Consider the following 19,734-nt stretch of genomic DNA (forward strand, 5'->3'; position numbering starts at 1 on the left):
TTATTAGAGCTAGTTGTGAAAATAGTCGCAAACACCGACACCACATCTTTAATCCCTTCATCCATTGATGTAATTGCCCTTAACGACAGGGCACTGAACTATGGTGATGGCGTATTTACTACCATGTGCGTTAGTCATGGAAAAGTAGATCTACTGTCTTTTCATCTTGCTAGGCTCGAACATGATGCAAAAGCGCTATCTATAACACCTAATATGCCGTTACTGCGCTGTGCCATTGATGACTATGTCAGTGCTCTTACCGCTACACTCGACAATCCAAATACTAAATTCGTGATGAAGATTCATGTGTCTTCTGGCGAGGGGGGGCGAGGTTACGCACGAGACGCCCAAGCGCCTGCCATCGTTCGATTTTCTACTCATACTTACCCTACACATTATGCTGAATTACAAACATCCGGGTTATCGGTAATATGCGCGAAAACACCACTCGCTATCCAACCGCTTTTAGGCGGCATTAAACATTTAAATCGGTTAGAGCAGGTACTGATTAAGCGTGAAGTTATTACCGCTGGTGTTGATGATGCCTTAGTGTTCGACACACAAGGCCGTCTTATTGAAGCCAGTGCTGGAAATGTATTTTTCCAAACCGAGAGTGGGTGGCATACACCAAAGGTAAATAATTGTGGCGTTAATGGCGTAGTACGCCAGTGCTTACTAAGTATGTTAAAAGCAAGCTCTTCAAAAGATAGTGGCATAATTGGCAACCCGTCAAGCGTTCATGAAGGCGAATACACACTGGAAGATTTAACTAAAGCAAAAGCATTAGTTATCACCAATGCCTTAATGGGCGTGATGCCCGTTAATAAAGTTATACTAAATGACGGAAAAACGAGCGCTGAGTTAGCATTTAATGCGTCTTACGAAGGGGCGAAGACCCTCGCTAAATTAGTAATAGATAAAATTCAGGAAGATCATGCGAATAATTATTAGCATTGGGATAATGCTGGCGCTTGTTGTAGGTGCAGTTACCTTTGGCGTTTTATATGTAGTAGGGCAGGCGTCTTCGCCATTATTAGTGTCAGAACCGCAATTATATACGGTAGAGAAGGGCAGTAACGGATACAAAGTCGTAAGAGAATTGCGGGCCCGTGAGTTACTTGATAGCCCTGAATTAGCCACTAAGCTTTGGCTTAAATTCTTCGCCGCCAATACCCATGTTAAATCCGGTACCTACCGTTTAGTGCCAGGGCAATCATTACAAGAAGTATTCGGCACATTAAGCCGTGGTGAAGAGCATTATTTTGCGGTGAGCTTGGTAGAAGGGTTAACGCTGAAAGAGTGGCTGGTTACTCTAAACGCGCAAACTGAACTTAAACACGATGTGTCTCTTGAGCTTGTGGAAGAAACGATTAAAGCCGAAAGCGCAATAGGCGATGCAGATTCAGCCACAACCACAACACCTTGGCTTAGCGAAGCTACCAGCGCTGAAGGCCTATTTTTGGCCGATACCTATTTTTTTACCGCTAATACTGCCGCCAGTAGCATTTTAAAACGTGCCCACAGGGCTATGTTAGATTATGTCGATACCCAGTGGCAGCAACGGCAAGCAGATTTACCATTGAACTCGCAGTACGACGCCCTAATATTGGCAAGTATTATTGAAAAAGAAACCGCGGTGAGCGCAGAGCGAACCAAAATTGCGGGTGTGTTTGTGAATCGCCTACGTAAAAATATGCGTTTACAAACGGATCCCACCGTAATTTACGGCATTGGTGATGCGTATGATGGTAATATTACCCGTAAGCACCTTCGTACGCCCACACCTTACAACACGTATACTATTAAAGGTTTGCCGCCCACGCCAATCGCGATGGCTGGTAAAGAAGCCATTTGGGCCGCATTAAACCCGATGGAAACCGATGCTTTGTATTTTGTTGCTAGAGGTGATGGTAGCCACGAATTTTCATCTTCGCTGGCAGCCCATAATGCGGCTGTGCGAAAATATCAGTTAAACCGAAAATAAAAAGTCCAACAACGAATAATTATGAACGGAAAGTTTATTGTAGTAGAGGGCCTTGAAGGGGCCGGAAAAAGTTCAGTAATTGGGCTTATAGTAAAACAATTACAAGAAGCAGGTATTGCGGTTGAGCAAACACGTGAGCCAGGCGGTACGCCTATGGCTGAGGCTATTCGCGAGTGCGTTAAACACGACTGGGACGAAACCGTAGCCGAAGAAACAGAATTACTGTTGATGTATGCCGCGCGGGTGCAGTTATTAACGAACCGTATACTTCCGGCGTTAAATGCAGGGAAGTGGGTAGTCGGTGACAGGCACGATTTGTCTTCACAAGCCTATCAAGGCGGTGGTCGCGGCGTGAGTGCTGATACCATGAGTGCCATTAGCAAGATAGCGCTTAACGGTTTTAAACCTAATTTAACCTTGTACCTAGACGTTGAGCCAGCTATTGGGCTAGAACGGGCTCGGGGCAGGGGAGAGCTTGATCGTATTGAACAAGCAGGCTTGGCTTTTTTTGAGCGTACCCGTGAACGGTATTTAAGCCTAGCAGCACAAGATGACAGTATTGTAGTAATTAATGCCATGCAAGCTATGGAAGATGTGCATAACCACGTGATATCAGCCGTGCAGGAGTATCTTTCTTAATGCAATCTGGGCAAATGCTACCTTGGTTTACTGATACCTATAACGAATTGCTTGTACGCTATTTTAATAACAAGCTGCATCATGCGCTGTTGTTCATTGGCGCTAAAGGTATTGGTAAAGCGAAGCTGGTGGCAGGGCTGTCGGATACCCTCTTGTGTAAACAACCAACTCCGCAAGGTGCGTGTAATGCATGCCAAAGCTGTCATTTGCGTCTTGCTGGCAATCACCCCGATTTTTACGTGTTAGAAAGCGAAAAGCAGTTGGGCGTGGATAAAATTCGAGAAGGTATTGCCAAGTTAAGTGGTACGGCGCAAATGGGGGGCAATAAGGTGCTGGTGATCCCTGTGGCCGATAGCATGACAGAGGCGGCGGCTAACGCACTCTTGAAAACCTTAGAAGAGCCCACCAATAATACATACTTGCTGCTAATCACTGACAGCCTTAACAGAATAATGCCTACCATTTTGAGCCGATGTGAAAAACATTCGCTGGGTTTGCCTGATGTGCAAAGTAGTTTGGCCTATTTACAGCAACAAGGCGTACAAGATGCCAGTGAAGCGTTATTAGAAGCCTATGGTTACGCGCCACTTCGTTTAGAAGCTGCACTGAATAGCGAAAGTGATTTTAATTATCGCACTTTCACTGACGGTATGGGCGCATTACTTGCTAGTTCAGGAAGTCAGCAGCTTTTAGCACTTGCTAATAAATGGCAAAGTGATGCTGTTCAGGTAGCAACGTGGTGCCAACATATGGCCCATAAATCTTATGTAGAACGCCAACAAACGCAAGATTACGCGCGTTATCGCGCCTGTGTAGAGGCAGTTAAAACCTTACAGCACCCCGGGGTGAATAAATCCATGGTGTTGGTCAGTATTTTAAAACAATTTCAGCGCTAGGCCACGTTGTTAGTGGGTTAGCCGTAAAAAAGATAGGTATATTTTGTTCGTAGATTCACATTGTCATTTAGACAGATTAAAGCAATCGCCAGAAGAATTGGCAGAAACTCTTAACTTTGCGCGCACTCGTGGTGTAGAGCACTTTTTATGTGTGTGCGTATCGGTGACCGATTACGACAGCATGTTAGAAACGGTAAAAGGGTTCGATGATGTCTCTGTCTCTTGTGGCGTACACCCTCTTCACCAAGAAGATGCATGTACTTACCATGAGTTACTCGAAAAAGCGCAAGACGATGCGGTAATCGCCATTGGTGAAACAGGCTTAGACTATTTTTATAGCCCTGAAAGCAAAGAGGTTCAACTAACGTCGTTTGTCGATCATATTAAAGTCGCTAACGAAACGAAAAAGCCGCTTATCATTCACACCCGCGATGCCCGTGACGACACCATTAATTTGCTGCGCGAGCATAAAGCTAGCCATACCAAAGGCGTGTTGCATTGCTTTACCGAATCCCTAGAAATGGCGCAGGCCGCTATCGAAATAGATTTCTACATCTCTATTTCTGGCATAGTCACGTTTAAATCTGCCAGTGAATTACAAGAAGTGGTAAAAGCCGTTCCTCTTGAGCGATTATTGATTGAAACTGACTCCCCTTGGCTTGCACCTGTCCCTCATAGAGGTAAACAAAACCAGCCGGGTTATGTGGTAGAAGTTGCTGAGTTTATTGCTGAACTAAAAGGTATATCGGTAAAGGAACTAGCGCGTATTACCACCGAAAACTTCTACACCTTGTTTTCACTGGCCCAACGTAAAGCCGCTTAAGCGACCGGAGAGTTTAAACATGCCGCAGTGGCGTACAGGGTTAACAAAAAGCTTACACGCTAGCAGAAGCATGCCTGAGAGCCGTTATTTTCAGTTGGCAACCGCCGACAAAGACGGTGTGCCATACTGCAGAACCGTGGTGTACCGTGGCTTAAGTGACGACAACAAATTAATTGTTATTTCAGATACCCGTACCGAAAAATACAACCAATTGTCTCAGCAAGCGAAAGCGCAAGGCTGTTGGTATTTTTCGAAAACTCGTGAGCAGTATCGATTCAGTGTAAATGCGACTATTGTGACCGAAAACGAAGATAGGGCGCTAATAGAGGCGCATTGGGCGAAATTATCTGATGCGGGTAAAAAGCAGTTTTTATGGGGCGAGCCAGGCACGCCACGAAACAATGGCTTACCGCTCCAAATTGCAGGCGACTATTCTGTAGCCCCTGAACATTTTTGCGTAATTTTGTTAGATATTTTCAACGTGGACTATTTGAATTTGCGTGGCAATCCGCAGTATCGCGAGTTGCATCGTCGTGACGAAATGGGTAACTGGATTAGCCAGTCTATTGTCCCCTAACGCATTACATTAAATGCTAGTGCACTGAGTTCTGAAGCAGCGCATTGAACAAACAAAATTAAATCAAAATAATAAAAAAACGCCAGCAAAATTGCTGGCGTTTTTAATGTTAACGATAGCTTTTGGTAGCTGACTTATATTTACTTACTCGAAGATTTTCGAGATTGGCGTATCGCCTTTAAACAGGTAAGTCGTCACATTACTTGTGTCGCTGCGATTAACTGCCTCCACAATAGCCGTAGCCACATCTTCTCTAGGAATAACAGCATCGTCTTGATTGTCTGGCATATCAGTAGACACCAAATGCGTACCAGGTTCATTTAACAATGTGCCTGGGCGTAAAATAATATAAGGCACGCCGCTATTCATTAAGTGTTCGTCCGCCATGTGCTTAGCCACTAAATAGGGTTTAATGCTAGAACTTACTGCGTCTGGATCGCCAGCACCTATAGAACTTACCATCACAAATTTAGGTGTTTTAGCTGCCTTGGCGTAATTAGCTGCGTTTCGCGCTGCCCATAGGTCGATAAGAAGCGTTTTATCATCGCCCGAATTACCGCCGCTGCCCGCAACGAATACAACGCAATCTGCACCTTCGAAATGCTCTGAGAAGTCTTTCTCAAGGTCTTGCTCTTTCACGACGAGGTTGTCGTTTACAAAGTCGTTTAGCTTTTCAGGGCTTCGAACAGGGGCCACCACGTGGTGACCTGCTTCAAGTAATTTTCCAGTAGCCTGTTTACCAATTTGGCCTGATGCGCCAATGACAAGTACCTTAGCCATAAATGTTACCTCCATGAATGAATATGGTTATTCATAGACAGGAGAGGGGATTTCGATCACAAAGTTCGATGAATTTCATTATGCTGCGCTGGTCAACACGGCTTATCTTACCACGGCGTTACGGCCTTCTGCTTTGCCCTTGTAGAGCTTTTTATCTGCCGCATGGATGCATTTTTCTACGCTATCGCTCTCGCGAATATCCGCGATACCAGCAGTGATGGTGACATTCACGTCGTGACCTTCACAGTGGAAAGACGTATTCGCCACAGCCTTTCTGATTTTTTCTCCTACCCAGTAGCACTCGTGAGCATTTAGCTCAGGCAGTAAGATTAGGAACTCTTCACCGCCCCATCTAGAGATAACATCAGAATTTCTAAGGTTAATGCGTAACAAGTCAGCAATTTTAACAAGTACAAGATCACCCACGTGATGGCCGTACGTATCGTTTATTTGCTTGAACCAATCAATGTCTACTATCAGTAGTGAAAAGGGCTGAGCATAACGCTCGTAGCTATCCCAGGACTCTTGGGCTCGGCTAGTAAAGTAGCGGCGATTCTTCAGCCCCGTCAACGAGTCTTGACTCGATAGGCGGGTAAGCTTTTCTACCACAAGCTCAAGATCTTGAGTTTTCTCTTCCACCATTTGAGCTAATAATACAGAGCGGTTTTTAAGGGTTCGAGTACGCCACCAGACAATCAAGGTGAGTAACAGTAACACTGCAATAATAAGCGCAGTTCGCCATACCGGTTTATCCCACCAAGGTGGCACTATCACAACGGTTAGCTTCGCTTCGTGAGGGCTCCACACTTTTTCGTTGTTCGTAGCCCGAATAGTTAAGGTGTAAGTGCCGGGATCTAAATTAGTATAAGTAACAGCGCGTCTACGATGATCGGTAAAACGCCATTTATTATCAAACCCCGCCAGTCGATAGGAATAAGAAACTTCATTGGCTCGGGTAAAATCCAGTGCGGCAAATTCAACAGAAAAAGAAACGTTGTCTGGGCTAAGTGCTAAGGTATCAATATTGCTATTGGGATACACATTTTCGGCGCCACTATCTTCCTGATTAATCACTTCTATACGAGTAATATTAACGTTGGGCGCCCAAGGTTGCTGCTTGATTTCCTGGGGATTGAATAGGGTAAGCCCTTGTGGACTGCCCATAAAAATAGTGTCATTTGCGGTTTTTATTGCTGCGCCAATATAATAGCCAGCCTCACTAACGCCATTTTGCGGACCGAAATAAGAAACTGAAGATAAATTGGCGTCGATATGAGCAATTCCTTCAGTGGTAGAAACCCATAATTCGTTATCTTTATCTTCTATAATAGCGCCAATGGACGTCTCGCTGAGATGACTGGCTGCCACTATCTGGGTAAGGGATATCGAGAAATTTTCGCTTTCATCGATTACCATAAAATAAATACCGTTCGCTTGTGTCGCAACCCAATAGCCACCACGAATGGAACGAGAGATCCATGTCACTAAGGCATCTTTAGGGAACTGCTCACTGATTTCAGTGATATTACGTATTTCACCGGTAAATTTATTAGCAAAATACAGCCCGGAGATGCTGGCTAGCCATGCACTTTCATTATCTTGAAAAATAATACGGGTAGTAAGCGATATTGGCCACTGGCGGATTACCCTGTCTTCTGAAGGGCGGTAAACAAAGACCCCATCACTATAGCCGCCGTACCAAACATCGCCATCGGCATCTACGTTTAGTGAATAACCAGCCTTATCTTTTAGCGCCACTAAATCTACTTGTGACGTGGCGGTGTTTAATTTGCCAAGCCCAGCTCGGGTAGACAACCACACCGAATCAGATTTTTCATCAAAGAACACCGATAACAGCTTGTTAGACACTAACGTGCCGTTAGATTCTACTTTAGAATGGTACGGGCCTTTAAGATCTCCAGATTCATAATTGTAATGCCAAAGGTTCTCTTCACTGGTTAACCACAGTGATGATGGCTCGTGATCCGCAATACCTGAGATATTAAGCCCTGCTGCTAGGCTAGTCGTAAAGTTAGCCAGTACCGGGTTGTGGATAGAAAACCCATTATCGCGGGACCCAACCACTATTGCGCCATCGGTTGTTTGATATAGTGACACAACATAATTATTAGCGAGTTTTGATTGGGTAACCGATATGGATATAGCTTGGGCAGAATCTCCAGCGGGAACGATATTTAAGCCGCTTCCAGTGGCAATCCATATATTGCCACCGCGCTGAAACAACAAACTGCGAACATCGTTAGAAGAAAGGCCATTGCTTTGATTAAAGCAGGTTGCCGCAGAAAAATCGTTTTTATCATAAAAAGGGTAACGGCAAGCGCCGGTAGAAGACGTTCCAATCCACAAGCTTTCGTCTGCCGCTATTGCCAGCAAGGTTAAGTTAGCGCCAGCGAACTGCTGAATTTCAAGCGTGTTGTAAGCGGTGTTAAGCTTATAAAGACCCGATGTTGAGGTAAGCCAAACATGGTTACTTTTATCAACGATAATATCCGTTAATGTACTGGTAACATCGTCGAGAACGGCTACTTGAACAAGCTTGTTCAATAATGTAGAAAAACGATAAAGTGCGCGGCCACTGATCACCCAAACGTTACTACTTTTATCGATATAAATACGCTTAATTAAGCCGGCTTTAATTTTGCTAGAAACCGAAATGGGAAAGTGTTCAAACGTAGCACTATCTACATGATATTTACTGACACCTGCAATGGTACCAACCCATAAGTATTCTTTATCTAAAGATGATTCGATTTGAAAAGTGGTAACACCAAAGAGTCCATCAGACTCATCTTTCTGCCATTTGCCAAAATGCTTAAATTCACTTCCGTCGAATCTTTCAATCCCTGATTGGGTTGCCAGCCAAATATATCCATCTTTATCTTCAGCGATGTCTAAAATAGAGACTTGCGATAAGCCATCTTCTATCGAGAAGCTTTTAAACACAGGCAGGGGAAATTCAGACGCACTGACTGCGGTCGAAAAAGATAAAAGAGTAGAGAACAGGACAGTGGCGGTAACCAAAAATTTTACCACTACAGACTTCATAATTACGCTCGGAACGTGGGAACAAGCGCTAAGATATACTAGGGGCAGCCAAGTAAAAATGGGACATAAGTAGTAATTTAACTGAGCTAAAATGTTGGTGTAGAAAAAAGAGAACCTCGTTTAACGAGGTTCTACTATTAAATCATTTAGTTGGCTTTAATTACCAACCACACTGACGTGTAGCATTTTGCTGGTCTAACCATTCCTTTAGCGGCGCAAAATAGTCTGCAATGGTACTGGCATCCATTTCAGGCGAGCCTGTTAACGTTTCTAAGGCATTTTGCCATGGTTGGCTGACGCCCATTTCAAGCATGGCATTTAATGCTTTACCGGCTTCTTCACTGTTATAAATAGTGCAGCGATTAAGCGGGCCTTCATCACCGGCTATATCACACAGTGCTTTATGGAACTGGAACTGCAAAATATGCGCTAAGAAATAACGGGTGTAAGGTACGTTCGCGGGTACATGATATTTAGCACCAGGATCGAAAGCATCGGCAGGTCTGTCTATTGGTGCTTTTACACCTTGATATTTTTCTCTTAGTTCCCACCAAAGGGTGTTGTACTGTTCTGGAGAAACTTCACCGGCCATCACTTTCCAACGCCACTGATCGACCATAAGACCAAACGGAATAAAGGCAATTTTATCCAGTGCTACTTGCATCAACATACCAATGTCGTTAGACGCGTCAGGAATGTCGTCAATTAAACCAATTTCTTTAAGGTACTTAGGGGTGATAGACAAGGCAATAGTGTCGCCAATGGCTTCGTGGAAGCCGTCGTTCGCTGAACCTCGGTATAATAAAGGTTGGTCTTTATAGGCTCGCTGATAATAGTTATGACCCAGTTCATGGTGAATAACGTTAAACTCTTCCCCTGTTTTTTGTATGCACATTTTTATACGCAAATCGTCTTTATCGTCTAGATCCCAAGCTGAAGCATGGCACTGTGCGTCTCTGCCTTCAGGTTTTTGAAACATAGAGCGCTCCCAAAATGTATCAGGAAGTGGTGCAAAGCCTAAAGATGAAAAGAATGACTCTGCCTGCTTCACCATTTTAATCTCATCGTAACCTTGGGCAATAAGCGAAGATGTTACATCAGGTACCGTCATTTCTTGTTCAGGTTTTACAATATCGTAAACATTACCCCATGTTTGCGCCCACATGTTACCGAGTAAATGAGCAGGGATAGGTTGGTCTTGAGGAACCAATTCTTCACCGTAATATTCACCTAACTTAGCACGAACGTGACAATGAAGAGATTCGTAGAAAGGAGCAACTTGACCCCACAATCTATCAAGCTCTTTAGGAAAGTCATCGGCTGGCATGTCGTATTTACCACGCCATAGCTCACTAACGTTTTCAAAGCCTAATTCAGCAGCTCCTTCGTTAGCTAAACTAACTTGTTGTTCGTAAAGCGGCTTCATTGGCACAGACACTTCGCGCCAGCCTTTCCAGTACTCTAATAATGTATCAGCATCGCGAACCGTCGCCATTTCACTGCTCATTTCTACCAAGCTTTTACAAGTACCATCTTCCATGCAGTATTGACCAGAGCCATACATAGCACTTAGCTCAGAGCCTATTTTAGCAAGCTGCTCAGCTTTCGCAGGATCTGACGGCGGAGGCATGGTGAGACTATTTTTAAGTAAATCCAGTTGGCGACGGGTATCTGCGCTTACTTCAACATCGTTAAATTTAGCGGCTTCTTTGGCCAATACCGCCACCTTAGTGGACAGTACTTCATTAAAATACGCGCTTACCGCGGCGGTATCGAAATTGATGTTTGTGGCGTAACTCCACTCGGCATGTGCAGCTGGCACCTGCATTTTACTGATGTCGTTTTGCGCATTTTTGAGGAATTCTTGCGCTTCTTTTGCAGTCGGTGCCGCAGGCGCTGTTTCAGTTTTAGTGGTAGCTTCACCGCAGCCGATTAGCGTAAAGCTAACCAACGCCGCGACAATAGTGCGTTTAGTTGAAAACATAATTTTGCTCTTGTCGTTGTTGTTTTTATATAGTGGGAAAGTACTCAAATAACACGTCTATATTTTGTAGTGGCTAGCTGGTTTTGTAAAACAAAATTAATACTTAAAATAATATGTGGTTTATGAGAAGCCGGTTCAGACAATGTTTATTTCAATAAATAGGTATTTTATGAACAAACAGTAAATGAAAGAGCATTTAATGAAAGAACTCTTTAGATATTATAAGGTAAGTATTAAATATATATTGAATTCACAGAATACCTTGCTTCGTGTGCACATATTTGTGTAAAAGAGAATTTTATGGATAAATACAAAAATAAGCCAAGACTTGAAGAGTCTGTGAATGGCTTAGATCTCGTTAGAATGCAAACAGAGATTGGTTTAATTGATTCAATGTTAAAGTCAAAGGCGCTCACAGCGATTGTTGTGGTGAGTATTTTACTTTTCACTGGCTTCTTTTATTTTCTGTATAAAATGGCAACCTCAGGAATTTAAATGAATTTTGATGTTAGCTTTAGGTTGCTAAAGCTCAATAAATTGCAAGCTCACACATTAGAAAGAGAAGTTCCAAATTCATCTTTCAAGTATGTTGAAAGCAAAGGCTGTTACGTTGGAACGATCCCCCTTACCGAAGATATCTTCGACCCTTTAATGATTTTCTTCGAGCGCCAGCAAATACTTATTGCAGATTGTGATATTTTTATATCGGTGTTTAGTGGTAAAGATTCTGACATTATTGACGTACCTTCCTCGGTCAACAAGATGCTCAAGCATATCAACTGTAAATTAGTGTTCTCTTACACGGCAGTGGGTAATGACGTGTAAGACTTCACGGATAAACACTTCGTTTGTAAGCCTCGTCTTCCAATGCTTATACCAAGGTGCGTTATCGATGGGCTATATTTTATGAATACGAAATTACACCTTTCACTTATTGTCGTTTTTTCATTTATTGTCGGCAAAAGTCATGCTGGCGAAACATTTTGCGATAAATTTATGTTTTTCGCTGAATCAGCGACGATTCATAATCCGGTTAGTTTTAGGCTAGAAAGCGATTGGAGCGATATGCGTATTACCTGTAATCATCATCAGCAGGCATCTGAAAAGCAACTTTGCTCGTGGTTAGTAAAAAACAGCTCAAAAGAATTTATGCATATAAATGTAGATCACTTAGAAGCGTGCCTAACCAATGATACTTTACAGAACAATCGTTTTTCATATCTCAAAAAAAGTGCAAGCTATACCGCATTGGAAGTGAACGGTTTAAGCAATAATTTGGAACTATTAGTCACTTATCAATACGGTAGTGAGGTATCAAAGCCATTTTTATCTGTGCAAGTTCTACGATTTGAAAATTAAAAACACGAGGTCACTTTGACAAAATTTATAGCCATTATGGTGCTTACCTTACTAAGCAATGTGGCGTTAGCGATAAACCCTGATTATAAAATGAATAAGGAATTGCTACCTATTTATAATGCGCTGATTGCTCAGGACAGTAACGCTACGCTAATAGGCGAAGAATATAGCGTTGAACTAGTACTTAAACACGCCAGTGAGAAACATTTAATTTTTCGCGATGCTTATATAAGGCTAGATGAAGAGACTAAGTACCAAATAGCAAAATGGCAGTTTGAATCGCACATCCTAGATTCAATTAAAGATAAGTACGATGTCTCCTGCAAAGTAACTTTTGTTATAAAAAGTGTCGAAAACCAAGGTTTTAACGAAAGCATGCCTCACGTAGTGGCTCAAGTGTTAAGTGTTACTGCCCTGTAAGTGAATGGATTCAAGTATGCTGCTAACAAGCTAGGTAGTACAAATTCAAACTTCACGCATATTTTTTGGAAATTTGATAATATTCGAACTTTCTAGCATTCAAGATAAGAATAGTGATGACTGACAATACTCATACACATAATCAGGCGGCAAGTACCGGTAAAGAATCTAGCACAGGTTGTACCAATACGAGTTGCTGCCCTCCTAAAAGCCCAATAACTCGCTCAGCGCCCAAGATTGGCCGTAACGATCCGTGTCACTGCGGTAGTGAAGTTAAATTCAAAAAGTGCTGCGGTAAAAACTAACTCATCATTTTTGGACTGTTAGCAGAACCTAAATTGCAGCGATGAGTAAATGGAAGCTCAAGTCTAGGTTGAACTTTAAGGGGAACCCATGCTTCCAGAACCTTTAAATACCGTTATAGTTGTAGTGATATGCATATTTGGGACTCTGTATATTAATGGCTATTTCAAAGCATCGAAATGTTCTCCTGGTATTATTTGGCTAAAAAGTAAGAGTCCAGTGTTGCCCAAAAGGCTAGCAGTGCTTTTTGCTTTAATTGCCGTAATCAAAATGATGACGTTAGTGCTTAAATAGTGAATTGAAGGCATTAGAAGGGATAAGATAAAGATGATTAAATGGATTTCATTGGCTTTATTCACAATTTTACTCCTTGGCTTTATTATCCCTGAGCCTCGGCTTATTCCCGTTGAGAACGCCAGTTCAGCCGATTGGAATAAAGAAACCTTTTGGTATGAGCCTTGGGGCACATCAGGTGTTCATAAAGGTATCGATATATTTGCCCAAAAGGGCACTTCGGTTATAGCGTCAACCAATCAAGTCATTCTTTACCAAGGGCAAAAACCTAAAGGTGGCAACATAGTGCTTGCTTTAGGCCCTAAGTGGCGACTGCATTATTACGCGCATCTCGAGTCGATAGATATAAATGGTCTGTCGCTGCTTTCTAGTGGTTCGAAAATTGGAACCGTAGGTTCAACGGGAAATGCCAAAGGTAAAGCGCCACACCTTCACTATAGTATTGTTTCCATTATTCCATATTTTTGGTTGGCAGATGAGTCAACGCAGGGATCTAAAAAAGCCTATTATCTAAACCCAATTATCTATTTAACTTCGGATACCCCCTAGAAAGCAGATGGTTAGGCTATTTTTCAAGGTATTTAACGGAACCGAAATACATATTCTTAGTCTTTAATTATACCTATAGTTTAAATAATGGCTTGTTTAGGTTTTATCTTTAGTTACTGTGTACTTACAGCTATCGATAAACTCATCAACATGCAGTAAATGGGGATTTTTATATGGAAAACGTAAATGAATAGCACTGATACCCTCGATTCAACTACTCAACAAGAATATGCGGGCTTTTGGGTCAGATTTGGCGCGTCGATAATTGATTCAATACTTTTAGTGGCTATCACATCGCCAATCTTGTATTTAATTTACGGTAGAACTTATTGGGAAAGTGAGGCATATATTGCAGGAATTCCTGATTTCATTATCAGTTATATTTTTCCGTTAGTGGCTACAATATTATTCTGGATCTATAAGTCGGCCACACCAGGTAAAATGGCACTGAAGGTAAAGGTCGTTGATGCAAAATCAGGTAGTACACCAACACCGCAGCAGTCAATAATCCGCTACCTTGGCTATTACGTTTCTATATTGCCGCTAGGTTTAGGCTTCTTTTGGGTGATGTGGGATGCCAAAAAGCAAGGGTGGCACGACAAAATGGCGGGTACAGTCGTGATAAAACCAATAAACAAAGGCGTAGAGCCGGTAAATTTTTCTGAAAACTAACTTATTCCACGCTTTCGCCTTTCTACCCTTACACACCTCCTTAGCTTCGCATATTAGCAAAGCCCCAAAGCGTTAACCTGTGAAATACCAGTCTTTTAAACTTAAAAGACTGGTATTTTGTACACGGTTGTTTTAATTTAGATTTATGTATCTTGTTGTTCAAGCGCTCTTTTTTGCGTTGCAACGGACCGGTCAAGTTTGTATTTGCACATTAAAATAAAAACGCGATATTTAACAATCTTGGGTGATTAAGTGGGAGCTATTAAGCGGTATTTCCCCAATTACCGCTTAGCATTAAATCAGAGGGGGCTAAAAAGGAATATAAATGAATTGGTATTTGGAAGTATTTAGGAAATATGCGGTTTTTAGTGGCCGTGCAAGACGACAAGAGTATTGGATGTTTTTTCTATTCAATATGATTATTTCTTTCGTGCTAGGTTTTGTTGAAGGTTTATTGGGCGGGCCAGGTGTTATAGGAATGCTTTACAGTTTGGCTGTGTTAATTCCTAGCATCGCAGTGAGTGTAAGAAGACTTCACGACACTGGACGCAGCGGTTGGTGGTTATTACTTGTATTCCTTCCTCTTATTGGCGCACTTATTCTTCTTGTATTCATGGTACTAGATGGTAATGAAGGGTCGAACGAATACGGGCCAAACCCAAAAGAGCTAATTGGCTAACACGTTAATTTAGTGAAGTTCTAAAATTAGTAGGAGTAGCCAAATTGGTACTTCTGCTAATTTATAACCCGTACCTAGGAAAGGTTTAGGTTTCAGTAATATAGATTCATATTCATTGAAAGTAGGGCGTTCGTAGCCCCTCAACAAGGATGAAAAAATGAAATATCAAGGACGATTGATTAATTGGAACGATAGTAAGGGATACGGTTTTGTTGAGCCAAATGGTGGGGGAGATCGTGCATTTGTACATATAAAGTCGTTTCAGAAGTACTCAAGAAGGCCGTGCAACGGTGATTTAATTGTTTATAGACAAGTTCAAGAAAGCCAAAACAAGTTTAAAGCGAGCAATATTCAACTTGTTATTGATCGCAAAGTAAAACCGAAAAGTTCAACCAGCCCAAGTGTACTTGGCGTTTTCTTCACCATTACATTCTGCATTATTTTAATAACTGCGGTTTATCTGCAATTACTGCCGTTAGAAATTTCATATCTCTATGCTACCGTTAGCTTCATCACTTTTTTGACTTACGCTTTTGATAAATCGGCGGCTCGAAACAATAGACGTCGGGTACCCGAAAGCCGACTACATTTCTTAAGCTTATTGGGTGGTTGGCCGGGAGCGTATCTTGCCCAAAGAAAATTAAGGCATAAGTCTGTTAAGATTGCCTTTAAACAAGTGTTTTGGGTAACAGTAGCGGTAAATTTGTCAGCATTTATTTGGCTTTTTACCCAGCAAGGAAAGCAGTTTATCAATACCGTTTTTATAAGATTCAATTAAGCAAATGTATAGGTCAGTATCGTAGCTACGGTTATACATAAAAAACAAAAAGAAAAAATAAAGGAATATGCCGTGCTCAAACGTATAACCACGATAGTTGTCTTTTTAGTTGTTTTGGCCCCGTCCTACTCGTATTCAAAAGTGAGAGGAGAGGCCGAGCACAAAAGTATATATTCTAAAATTCTTGATGAAGAACGTGAGTTGTTCATTCATCTACCCAATAGCTTTAATACCTCCAGTAACCTACATTACCCCGTTCTTTATTTGCTTGATGGCCAGCGTAACTTTAGCCACGCGGTAGGCACGTTAGACTTACTTAACCAATCAAATATGGCGCAGGAGATGATTATTGTCGCCATAGCCAATACCCATCGTTCAAGAGACTTCACTCCAACTTACGATGAAAAATATAACGAGTGGGGGTTATCAGGTGACGCTGATAACTTTCTTGATTTTATCGAAAAAGAACTCGTGCCTTACATTAATGAAAACTATCGCACCAACAACTACAAAATCATTTCCGGTCATTCTTTAGGTGGCTTGTTATCAATATATGCATTGCAGTCTAGGCCCCATCTTTTTCAGGCGCATTTTGCCTTTAGTCCCAGCTTATGGTGGCACGATCAAGTGTTGTTTGAAGGCGCTGAAACCTTCTTTTCAAATACTGCTGAATTGAATAATTACCTGTATATCAATATGGGTAGCGAAGGCGGCAACATGCTAACTTCTTACCAGCGCTACACCGAATTGCTAAACACGCACAAACGAAAAGGTTTTAGCTACCACTCAGATTTAGATACGTCAGAAGGTCACAATACCACCGCGCTTGCAGGGCATTCGTTAGCTTATCAGAATCTATATAAGTCGCTGCAGCCACCCAAAGAAGTCATAAGCGGAGGGATACCAGCAATTAAACAGTTTTATAAAGCGCAGTCTGAAATGTACGGCTATGAAGTTAAGCCCAGTTATCGCGCTATCAACAGTGTGGGATACAAAGCGTTATCTGAAAAAGACTATTCAACGGCTATTGCGATATTTCAAAGCAATGTTGAAAGCTATCCTTACAAAGCGGATGCGTACGATAGCTTAGCGGATGGGTTTGAAGCCAGCGGGAATCTACAAAAAGCGTTAGCAATGCGAGCCCTCGCTATACAGAAAAGTATTGCTGAGAATGTGGAGAGCGGGGCTTATAAAACCCGTCATGCAAATTTAGTGAAAAAGATTCAAGGTAAGAACCTTTAACAACTGTTTAAGTTTTGTTTCTTTTTATGCCCTCTTTTACATCCTTTGGGCTGAATTTATAAAGGAAGAACTTGTGATCGTTATTTATGGGATTAATACCCACCTAAACCCAATAAAAAGCCAGCTGTCTGAAGTGATACATGGTTGTATGCAATCTGTTTTAGGTATGCCAGAGGATAAACGGGCCCACCGTTTTATTCCCCTCGCCAAAGAGGACTTTTTCTATCCTAGCGGTAGAACAGATTGCTATACCGTTATCGAAATTAACATGATGAAGGGTCGCAAACCTGAAACCCAAAAAGCACTGATTAAAGCGCTTTTCAAAGAAATAGAATTTGTTTTAGGTATTAACCCTATCGATATTGAAATAACCATTAAAGAACAAGAAAAGTACCAATGGGGTTTTCGAGGTATTACCGGTGATGAGGCGTCAGATTTAAAATACAACGTTGATGTGTAAGTTTGGGGTATCACATACATTTATACCTACAACTGAGCTTACAACTAAATCTACACTAGGTGAGTTCGCGTCCGTATTGTATTTAGTTGCAATACTGGGTAATTTGAAGCAGTAGTGTTGATGAAGTACACGATAGGCAGCGATTAGCTTATAACATGGTATGAGTAATACATAAAGGATTGTCGATGAAAATAAGAATATTAATAATCATGTTAGGGGTAACGCTTCTAGCATCATGTAGTTCCTTTGTAAGTAACAATACGGGCAAGCAAGCTCAGTCTAGTAGCTTGATGTCATTTCTTTACCCCAATGAAGAAAGTCGAGTAAAGCACGTGCCTGAAATTCCAGTCCTGCAATTGCCGGTAAAGGTGGGGCTAGCGTTTGTGCCATCAAGCAATTGGCAACGAGATGGCCTTCACGGTAAGGATCAAGTTGAACTTCTCGAAAATGTTAAACAATCATTCCTTAAATACGATTATATCGACCGTATTGAAATCATTCCCAGTGAGTACCTAACTGGCGGGGAAGGGTTTGCTACGTTAGAACAAGTAGGGCGGTTATATGACGTTGATGTAATGGCGTTAGTCTCCTACGACCAAGTCACCCAGTCACTTGAAAATAATGCAGCGTTACTTTATTGGACCATAGTGGGAATGTACGTCATTCCTGGTAACGAAAATACAGTGCAAACTTTTGTTGATACCGCCGTTTTTGATATCAAGAGTAAGAAGTTACTGTTTAGGGCACCTGGGGTAAGTAAGCTTGAAGAGCGTACAACGGCTATTGGCATTGACGACACGCTAACTGAAAAGTCATTAGAGGGGTTTGGTATTGCGGTTCAAGACATGTCTACCAATCTCGATGCTGAACTAGCTCGATTTAAAACGAGAGTGAAAGAAGAAAAGATTGCAAAAGTCGAACACAGAGAAGGCTACAGCGGCGGCTCACTTAACTTTTATTGCTTAATTTTACTATGCCTTGTGTTATTTAGAAAAATAACGGTACGGTAAATCGATGCCAAGGAGTGCAGATTGATCGTCACTAAGCAAAACCTAGAAGATGCAGTAAGCGCTAATATACTTTCTTCTGCTCAAAAAGAGCAATTGATTGCGTTTTTAAATGAACAAACCAGTACCACCGCCAAGTTCGACTTCACTCATGTGCTGTATTACCTAGGTGGTTTGATTGCCATTGGCGCAATGACGTTGTTTATGAATTTAGGCTGGGTGTCGTTCGGTGGTATAGGCATAGTATTTATCTGTCTGTTGTATGCCGCTATTGGCCTCAAATTAACTAACGTATTTGGGGCTAAAAACCTATTTGTTCCCGCTGGTTTGTGCGCTACCTTTGTGGTTGCATTAACCCCGTTGGCGGTTTATGGGTTACAACATGCTTTAGGAGTATGGCCCGACAACAGCGCCTATCAGGACTACCATAGGTACATAGAGTGGCATTGGCTGTACATGGAGCTTGGTACATTAGCGGTGGGCGTTGTGGTGGCCTGGAAGTATAAATATCCGTTCTTAGTCATGCCTATTGCGGTTACGCTTTGGTATTTAAGCATGGATGTCTCGGTTATGTTGTCTGACGGTGACTACAGCTGGGAGCTAAGAAAGCTCGTTTCCATGTATACCGGTCTGCTTATGATAGCCTTGGCGTTTTGGGTAGATATTCGCGCTACTAACAAAGCCGACTATTCCTTTTGGATATACCTTTTTGGCGTTATTTCCTTTTGGTGTGGCCTGTCTTTGCAAAATTCCGACAATGAACTCGACAAATTTTTCTACTTTTTAATTAATTTAATAATGATATTTATTGGTGTGCTGATAGTGCGCCGCGTATTTGTGGTGTTTGGGGCTTTAGGTTGTTCTGGGTATGTTGGCTATTTGGCGTTTAATGTATTTGCAGACAGTTGGTTGTTTCCTATTGTGTTGACGGCATTAGGATTCTTTGTGATTTTCCTTGGCGTACAATGGCAAAAGCACGAAGCGGCGATCACCGTGAATACGCGTAAAGTTCTACCGAAACCATTGCAAGACCTCTTGGCTTCTAAGCATTTATAACGAGCTCAAGCTTTACTGGGTTTTAGGCTGATAAATTCTGCCAAAGCACAAAGCACAAAGCACAAAGCCTCAACGCTAAAAAATAGAGCGCGAGTATAAAAAAGGGAGACACTTAACCGTGTTCTCCCTTTTTTGTTTTTCAAAGCTAGCACTGGTTCAAACTGTT

General features: G+C 42.0%; 22 protein-coding genes. 19 read left to right on the top strand and 3 right to left on the bottom strand.

Annotated elements, in window-relative coordinates; translation table 11 throughout:
• Positions 1-15 precede the first annotated feature (15 nt).
• Genes pabC through Q4561_RS17295 form a run of 6 tightly spaced genes read left to right on the top strand, consistent with a single transcriptional unit; the run spans position 16 to position 4,919 of the window.
• A complete protein-coding gene (gene pabC, locus Q4561_RS17270; RefSeq protein ID WP_303462376.1) occupies positions 16-951 on the top strand; it encodes an aminodeoxychorismate lyase in 936 nt (311 codons plus the stop codon).
• Entirely contained in the window at positions 935-1,984 is a 1,050-nt protein-coding gene (gene mltG / locus Q4561_RS17275) for an endolytic transglycosylase MltG (RefSeq protein ID WP_303462377.1), read from the top strand. Before pabC ends, mltG begins: the two co-directional genes overlap by 17 nt.
• Positions 1,985-2,005: 21 nt before the next feature.
• Positions 2,006-2,623 (top strand): dTMP kinase, encoded by a 618-nt coding sequence (tmk, locus tag Q4561_RS17280; protein ID WP_303462379.1) that lies wholly within the window; start codon positions 2,006-2,008, stop codon positions 2,621-2,623.
• Complete coding sequence (locus tag Q4561_RS17285) at positions 2,623-3,519, top strand: DNA polymerase III subunit (RefSeq protein ID WP_303462381.1); 897 nt, start codon at positions 2,623-2,625, stop codon at positions 3,517-3,519. Before tmk ends, Q4561_RS17285 begins: the two co-directional genes overlap by 1 nt.
• Before the next feature lie 43 nt (positions 3,520-3,562).
• Entirely contained in the window at positions 3,563-4,342 is a 780-nt protein-coding gene (locus tag Q4561_RS17290) for a TatD family hydrolase (RefSeq protein ID WP_303462383.1), read from the top strand.
• Positions 4,343-4,361: 19 nt separating this feature from the next.
• On the top strand, positions 4,362-4,919 hold the full coding sequence (locus tag Q4561_RS17295) for a pyridoxamine 5'-phosphate oxidase family protein (protein WP_303462385.1): 558 nt from the start codon (positions 4,362-4,364) through the stop codon (positions 4,917-4,919).
• Positions 4,920-5,063: 144 nt separating this feature from the next.
• Here Q4561_RS17295 and Q4561_RS17300 read toward each other — a convergent pair whose 3' ends face one another.
• The 3 genes from Q4561_RS17300 to Q4561_RS17310 form a co-directional block, all read right to left on the bottom strand.
• Complete coding sequence (locus Q4561_RS17300) at positions 5,064-5,699, bottom strand: SDR family oxidoreductase (protein WP_303462387.1); 636 nt, start codon at positions 5,697-5,699, stop codon at positions 5,064-5,066.
• 102 nt (positions 5,700-5,801) lie between these two features.
• Complete coding sequence (locus tag Q4561_RS17305; protein ID WP_303462389.1) at positions 5,802-8,765, bottom strand: diguanylate cyclase; 2,964 nt, start codon at positions 8,763-8,765, stop codon at positions 5,802-5,804.
• Positions 8,766-8,925: 160 nt separating this feature from the next.
• Positions 8,926-10,749 (bottom strand): M2 family metallopeptidase, encoded by a 1,824-nt coding sequence (locus Q4561_RS17310; protein WP_303462391.1) that lies wholly within the window; start codon positions 10,747-10,749, stop codon positions 8,926-8,928.
• A 300-nt stretch (positions 10,750-11,049) separates the two neighbouring features.
• Between Q4561_RS17310 and Q4561_RS17315 the strand changes: the two genes are divergently transcribed.
• From Q4561_RS17315 to Q4561_RS17375, 13 genes are all read left to right on the top strand, one after another.
• Positions 11,050-11,244 carry a hypothetical protein gene (locus Q4561_RS17315; RefSeq protein ID WP_303462393.1) on the top strand — a complete coding sequence of 65 codons (195 nt, stop codon included), beginning with the start codon at positions 11,050-11,052 and terminating at the stop codon, positions 11,242-11,244.
• Positions 11,245-11,574, top strand: coding sequence for a hypothetical protein (locus tag Q4561_RS17320; protein WP_303462395.1), 330 nt, complete (start codon positions 11,245-11,247; stop codon positions 11,572-11,574).
• A gap of 81 nt (positions 11,575-11,655) precedes the next feature.
• On the top strand, positions 11,656-12,108 hold the full coding sequence (locus Q4561_RS17325; protein ID WP_303462397.1) for a hypothetical protein: 453 nt from the start codon (positions 11,656-11,658) through the stop codon (positions 12,106-12,108).
• 15 nt (positions 12,109-12,123) lie between these two features.
• Positions 12,124-12,528 carry a hypothetical protein gene (locus tag Q4561_RS17330; protein WP_303462399.1) on the top strand — a complete coding sequence of 135 codons (405 nt, stop codon included), beginning with the start codon at positions 12,124-12,126 and terminating at the stop codon, positions 12,526-12,528.
• Positions 12,529-12,644: 116 nt separating this feature from the next.
• Positions 12,645-12,833, top strand: coding sequence for an SEC-C metal-binding domain-containing protein (locus Q4561_RS17335; RefSeq protein ID WP_303462401.1), 189 nt, complete (start codon positions 12,645-12,647; stop codon positions 12,831-12,833).
• Between the two features lie 325 nt (positions 12,834-13,158).
• Positions 13,159-13,674 (top strand): M23 family metallopeptidase, encoded by a 516-nt coding sequence (locus Q4561_RS17340; protein WP_303462402.1) that lies wholly within the window; start codon positions 13,159-13,161, stop codon positions 13,672-13,674.
• 186 nt (positions 13,675-13,860) lie between these two features.
• Positions 13,861-14,346 (top strand): RDD family protein, encoded by a 486-nt coding sequence (locus tag Q4561_RS17345; protein WP_303462404.1) that lies wholly within the window; start codon positions 13,861-13,863, stop codon positions 14,344-14,346.
• A gap of 325 nt (positions 14,347-14,671) precedes the next feature.
• Positions 14,672-15,025 (top strand): DUF805 domain-containing protein, encoded by a 354-nt coding sequence (locus tag Q4561_RS17350; protein WP_303462405.1) that lies wholly within the window; start codon positions 14,672-14,674, stop codon positions 15,023-15,025.
• 157 nt (positions 15,026-15,182) lie between these two features.
• On the top strand, positions 15,183-15,803 hold the full coding sequence (locus Q4561_RS17355) for a cold shock and DUF1294 domain-containing protein (RefSeq protein ID WP_303462407.1): 621 nt from the start codon (positions 15,183-15,185) through the stop codon (positions 15,801-15,803).
• Positions 15,804-15,875: 72 nt separating this feature from the next.
• The gene (locus tag Q4561_RS17360) at positions 15,876-17,045 is read left to right on the top strand and encodes an alpha/beta hydrolase-fold protein (RefSeq protein WP_303462409.1); all 1,170 of its coding nucleotides are present in this window, start codon (positions 15,876-15,878) and stop codon (positions 17,043-17,045) included.
• Positions 17,046-17,118: 73 nt separating this feature from the next.
• Positions 17,119-17,505 (top strand): tautomerase family protein, encoded by a 387-nt coding sequence (locus Q4561_RS17365; RefSeq protein WP_303462412.1) that lies wholly within the window; start codon positions 17,119-17,121, stop codon positions 17,503-17,505.
• A 185-nt stretch (positions 17,506-17,690) separates the two neighbouring features.
• Positions 17,691-18,515, top strand: coding sequence for a rhombotarget lipoprotein (gene rhlP / locus Q4561_RS17370; RefSeq protein ID WP_303462414.1), 825 nt, complete (start codon positions 17,691-17,693; stop codon positions 18,513-18,515).
• Between the two features lie 21 nt (positions 18,516-18,536).
• The gene (locus Q4561_RS17375; protein ID WP_303462416.1) at positions 18,537-19,568 is read left to right on the top strand and encodes a DUF2157 domain-containing protein; all 1,032 of its coding nucleotides are present in this window, start codon (positions 18,537-18,539) and stop codon (positions 19,566-19,568) included.
• The last annotated feature ends 166 nt before the right edge of the window (positions 19,569-19,734 follow it).

Origin of the sequence: Alteromonas sp. 1_MG-2023 (assembly GCF_030547075.1) — a bacterium.
Classification (GTDB): domain Bacteria; phylum Pseudomonadota; class Gammaproteobacteria; order Enterobacterales; family Alteromonadaceae; genus Alteromonas.

Coding starts and splice junctions, on each gene's coding strand:
- mltG (WP_303462377.1), top strand. CDS start 935: ATGCGAATAATTATTAGCATTGGGATAATGCTGGCGCTTGTTGTAGGT.
- tmk (WP_303462379.1), top strand. CDS start 2,006: ATGAACGGAAAGTTTATTGTAGTAGAGGGCCTTGAAGGGGCCGGAAAA.
- Q4561_RS17285 (WP_303462381.1), top strand. CDS start 2,623: ATGCAATCTGGGCAAATGCTACCTTGGTTTACTGATACCTATAACGAA.
- Q4561_RS17295 (WP_303462385.1), top strand. CDS start 4,362: ATGCCGCAGTGGCGTACAGGGTTAACAAAAAGCTTACACGCTAGCAGA.
- Q4561_RS17300 (WP_303462387.1), bottom strand. CDS start 5,699: ATGGCTAAGGTACTTGTCATTGGCGCATCAGGCCAAATTGGTAAACAG.
- Q4561_RS17305 (WP_303462389.1), bottom strand. CDS start 8,765: ATGAAGTCTGTAGTGGTAAAATTTTTGGTTACCGCCACTGTCCTGTTC.
- Q4561_RS17310 (WP_303462391.1), bottom strand. CDS start 10,749: ATGTTTTCAACTAAACGCACTATTGTCGCGGCGTTGGTTAGCTTTACG.
- Q4561_RS17315 (WP_303462393.1), top strand. CDS start 11,050: ATGGATAAATACAAAAATAAGCCAAGACTTGAAGAGTCTGTGAATGGC.
- Q4561_RS17320 (WP_303462395.1), top strand. CDS start 11,245: ATGAATTTTGATGTTAGCTTTAGGTTGCTAAAGCTCAATAAATTGCAA.
- Q4561_RS17325 (WP_303462397.1), top strand. CDS start 11,656: ATGAATACGAAATTACACCTTTCACTTATTGTCGTTTTTTCATTTATT.
- Q4561_RS17335 (WP_303462401.1), top strand. CDS start 12,645: ATGACTGACAATACTCATACACATAATCAGGCGGCAAGTACCGGTAAA.
- Q4561_RS17340 (WP_303462402.1), top strand. CDS start 13,159: ATGATTAAATGGATTTCATTGGCTTTATTCACAATTTTACTCCTTGGC.
- Q4561_RS17345 (WP_303462404.1), top strand. CDS start 13,861: ATGAATAGCACTGATACCCTCGATTCAACTACTCAACAAGAATATGCG.
- Q4561_RS17350 (WP_303462405.1), top strand. CDS start 14,672: ATGAATTGGTATTTGGAAGTATTTAGGAAATATGCGGTTTTTAGTGGC.
- Q4561_RS17355 (WP_303462407.1), top strand. CDS start 15,183: ATGAAATATCAAGGACGATTGATTAATTGGAACGATAGTAAGGGATAC.
- rhlP (WP_303462414.1), top strand. CDS start 17,691: ATGAAAATAAGAATATTAATAATCATGTTAGGGGTAACGCTTCTAGCA.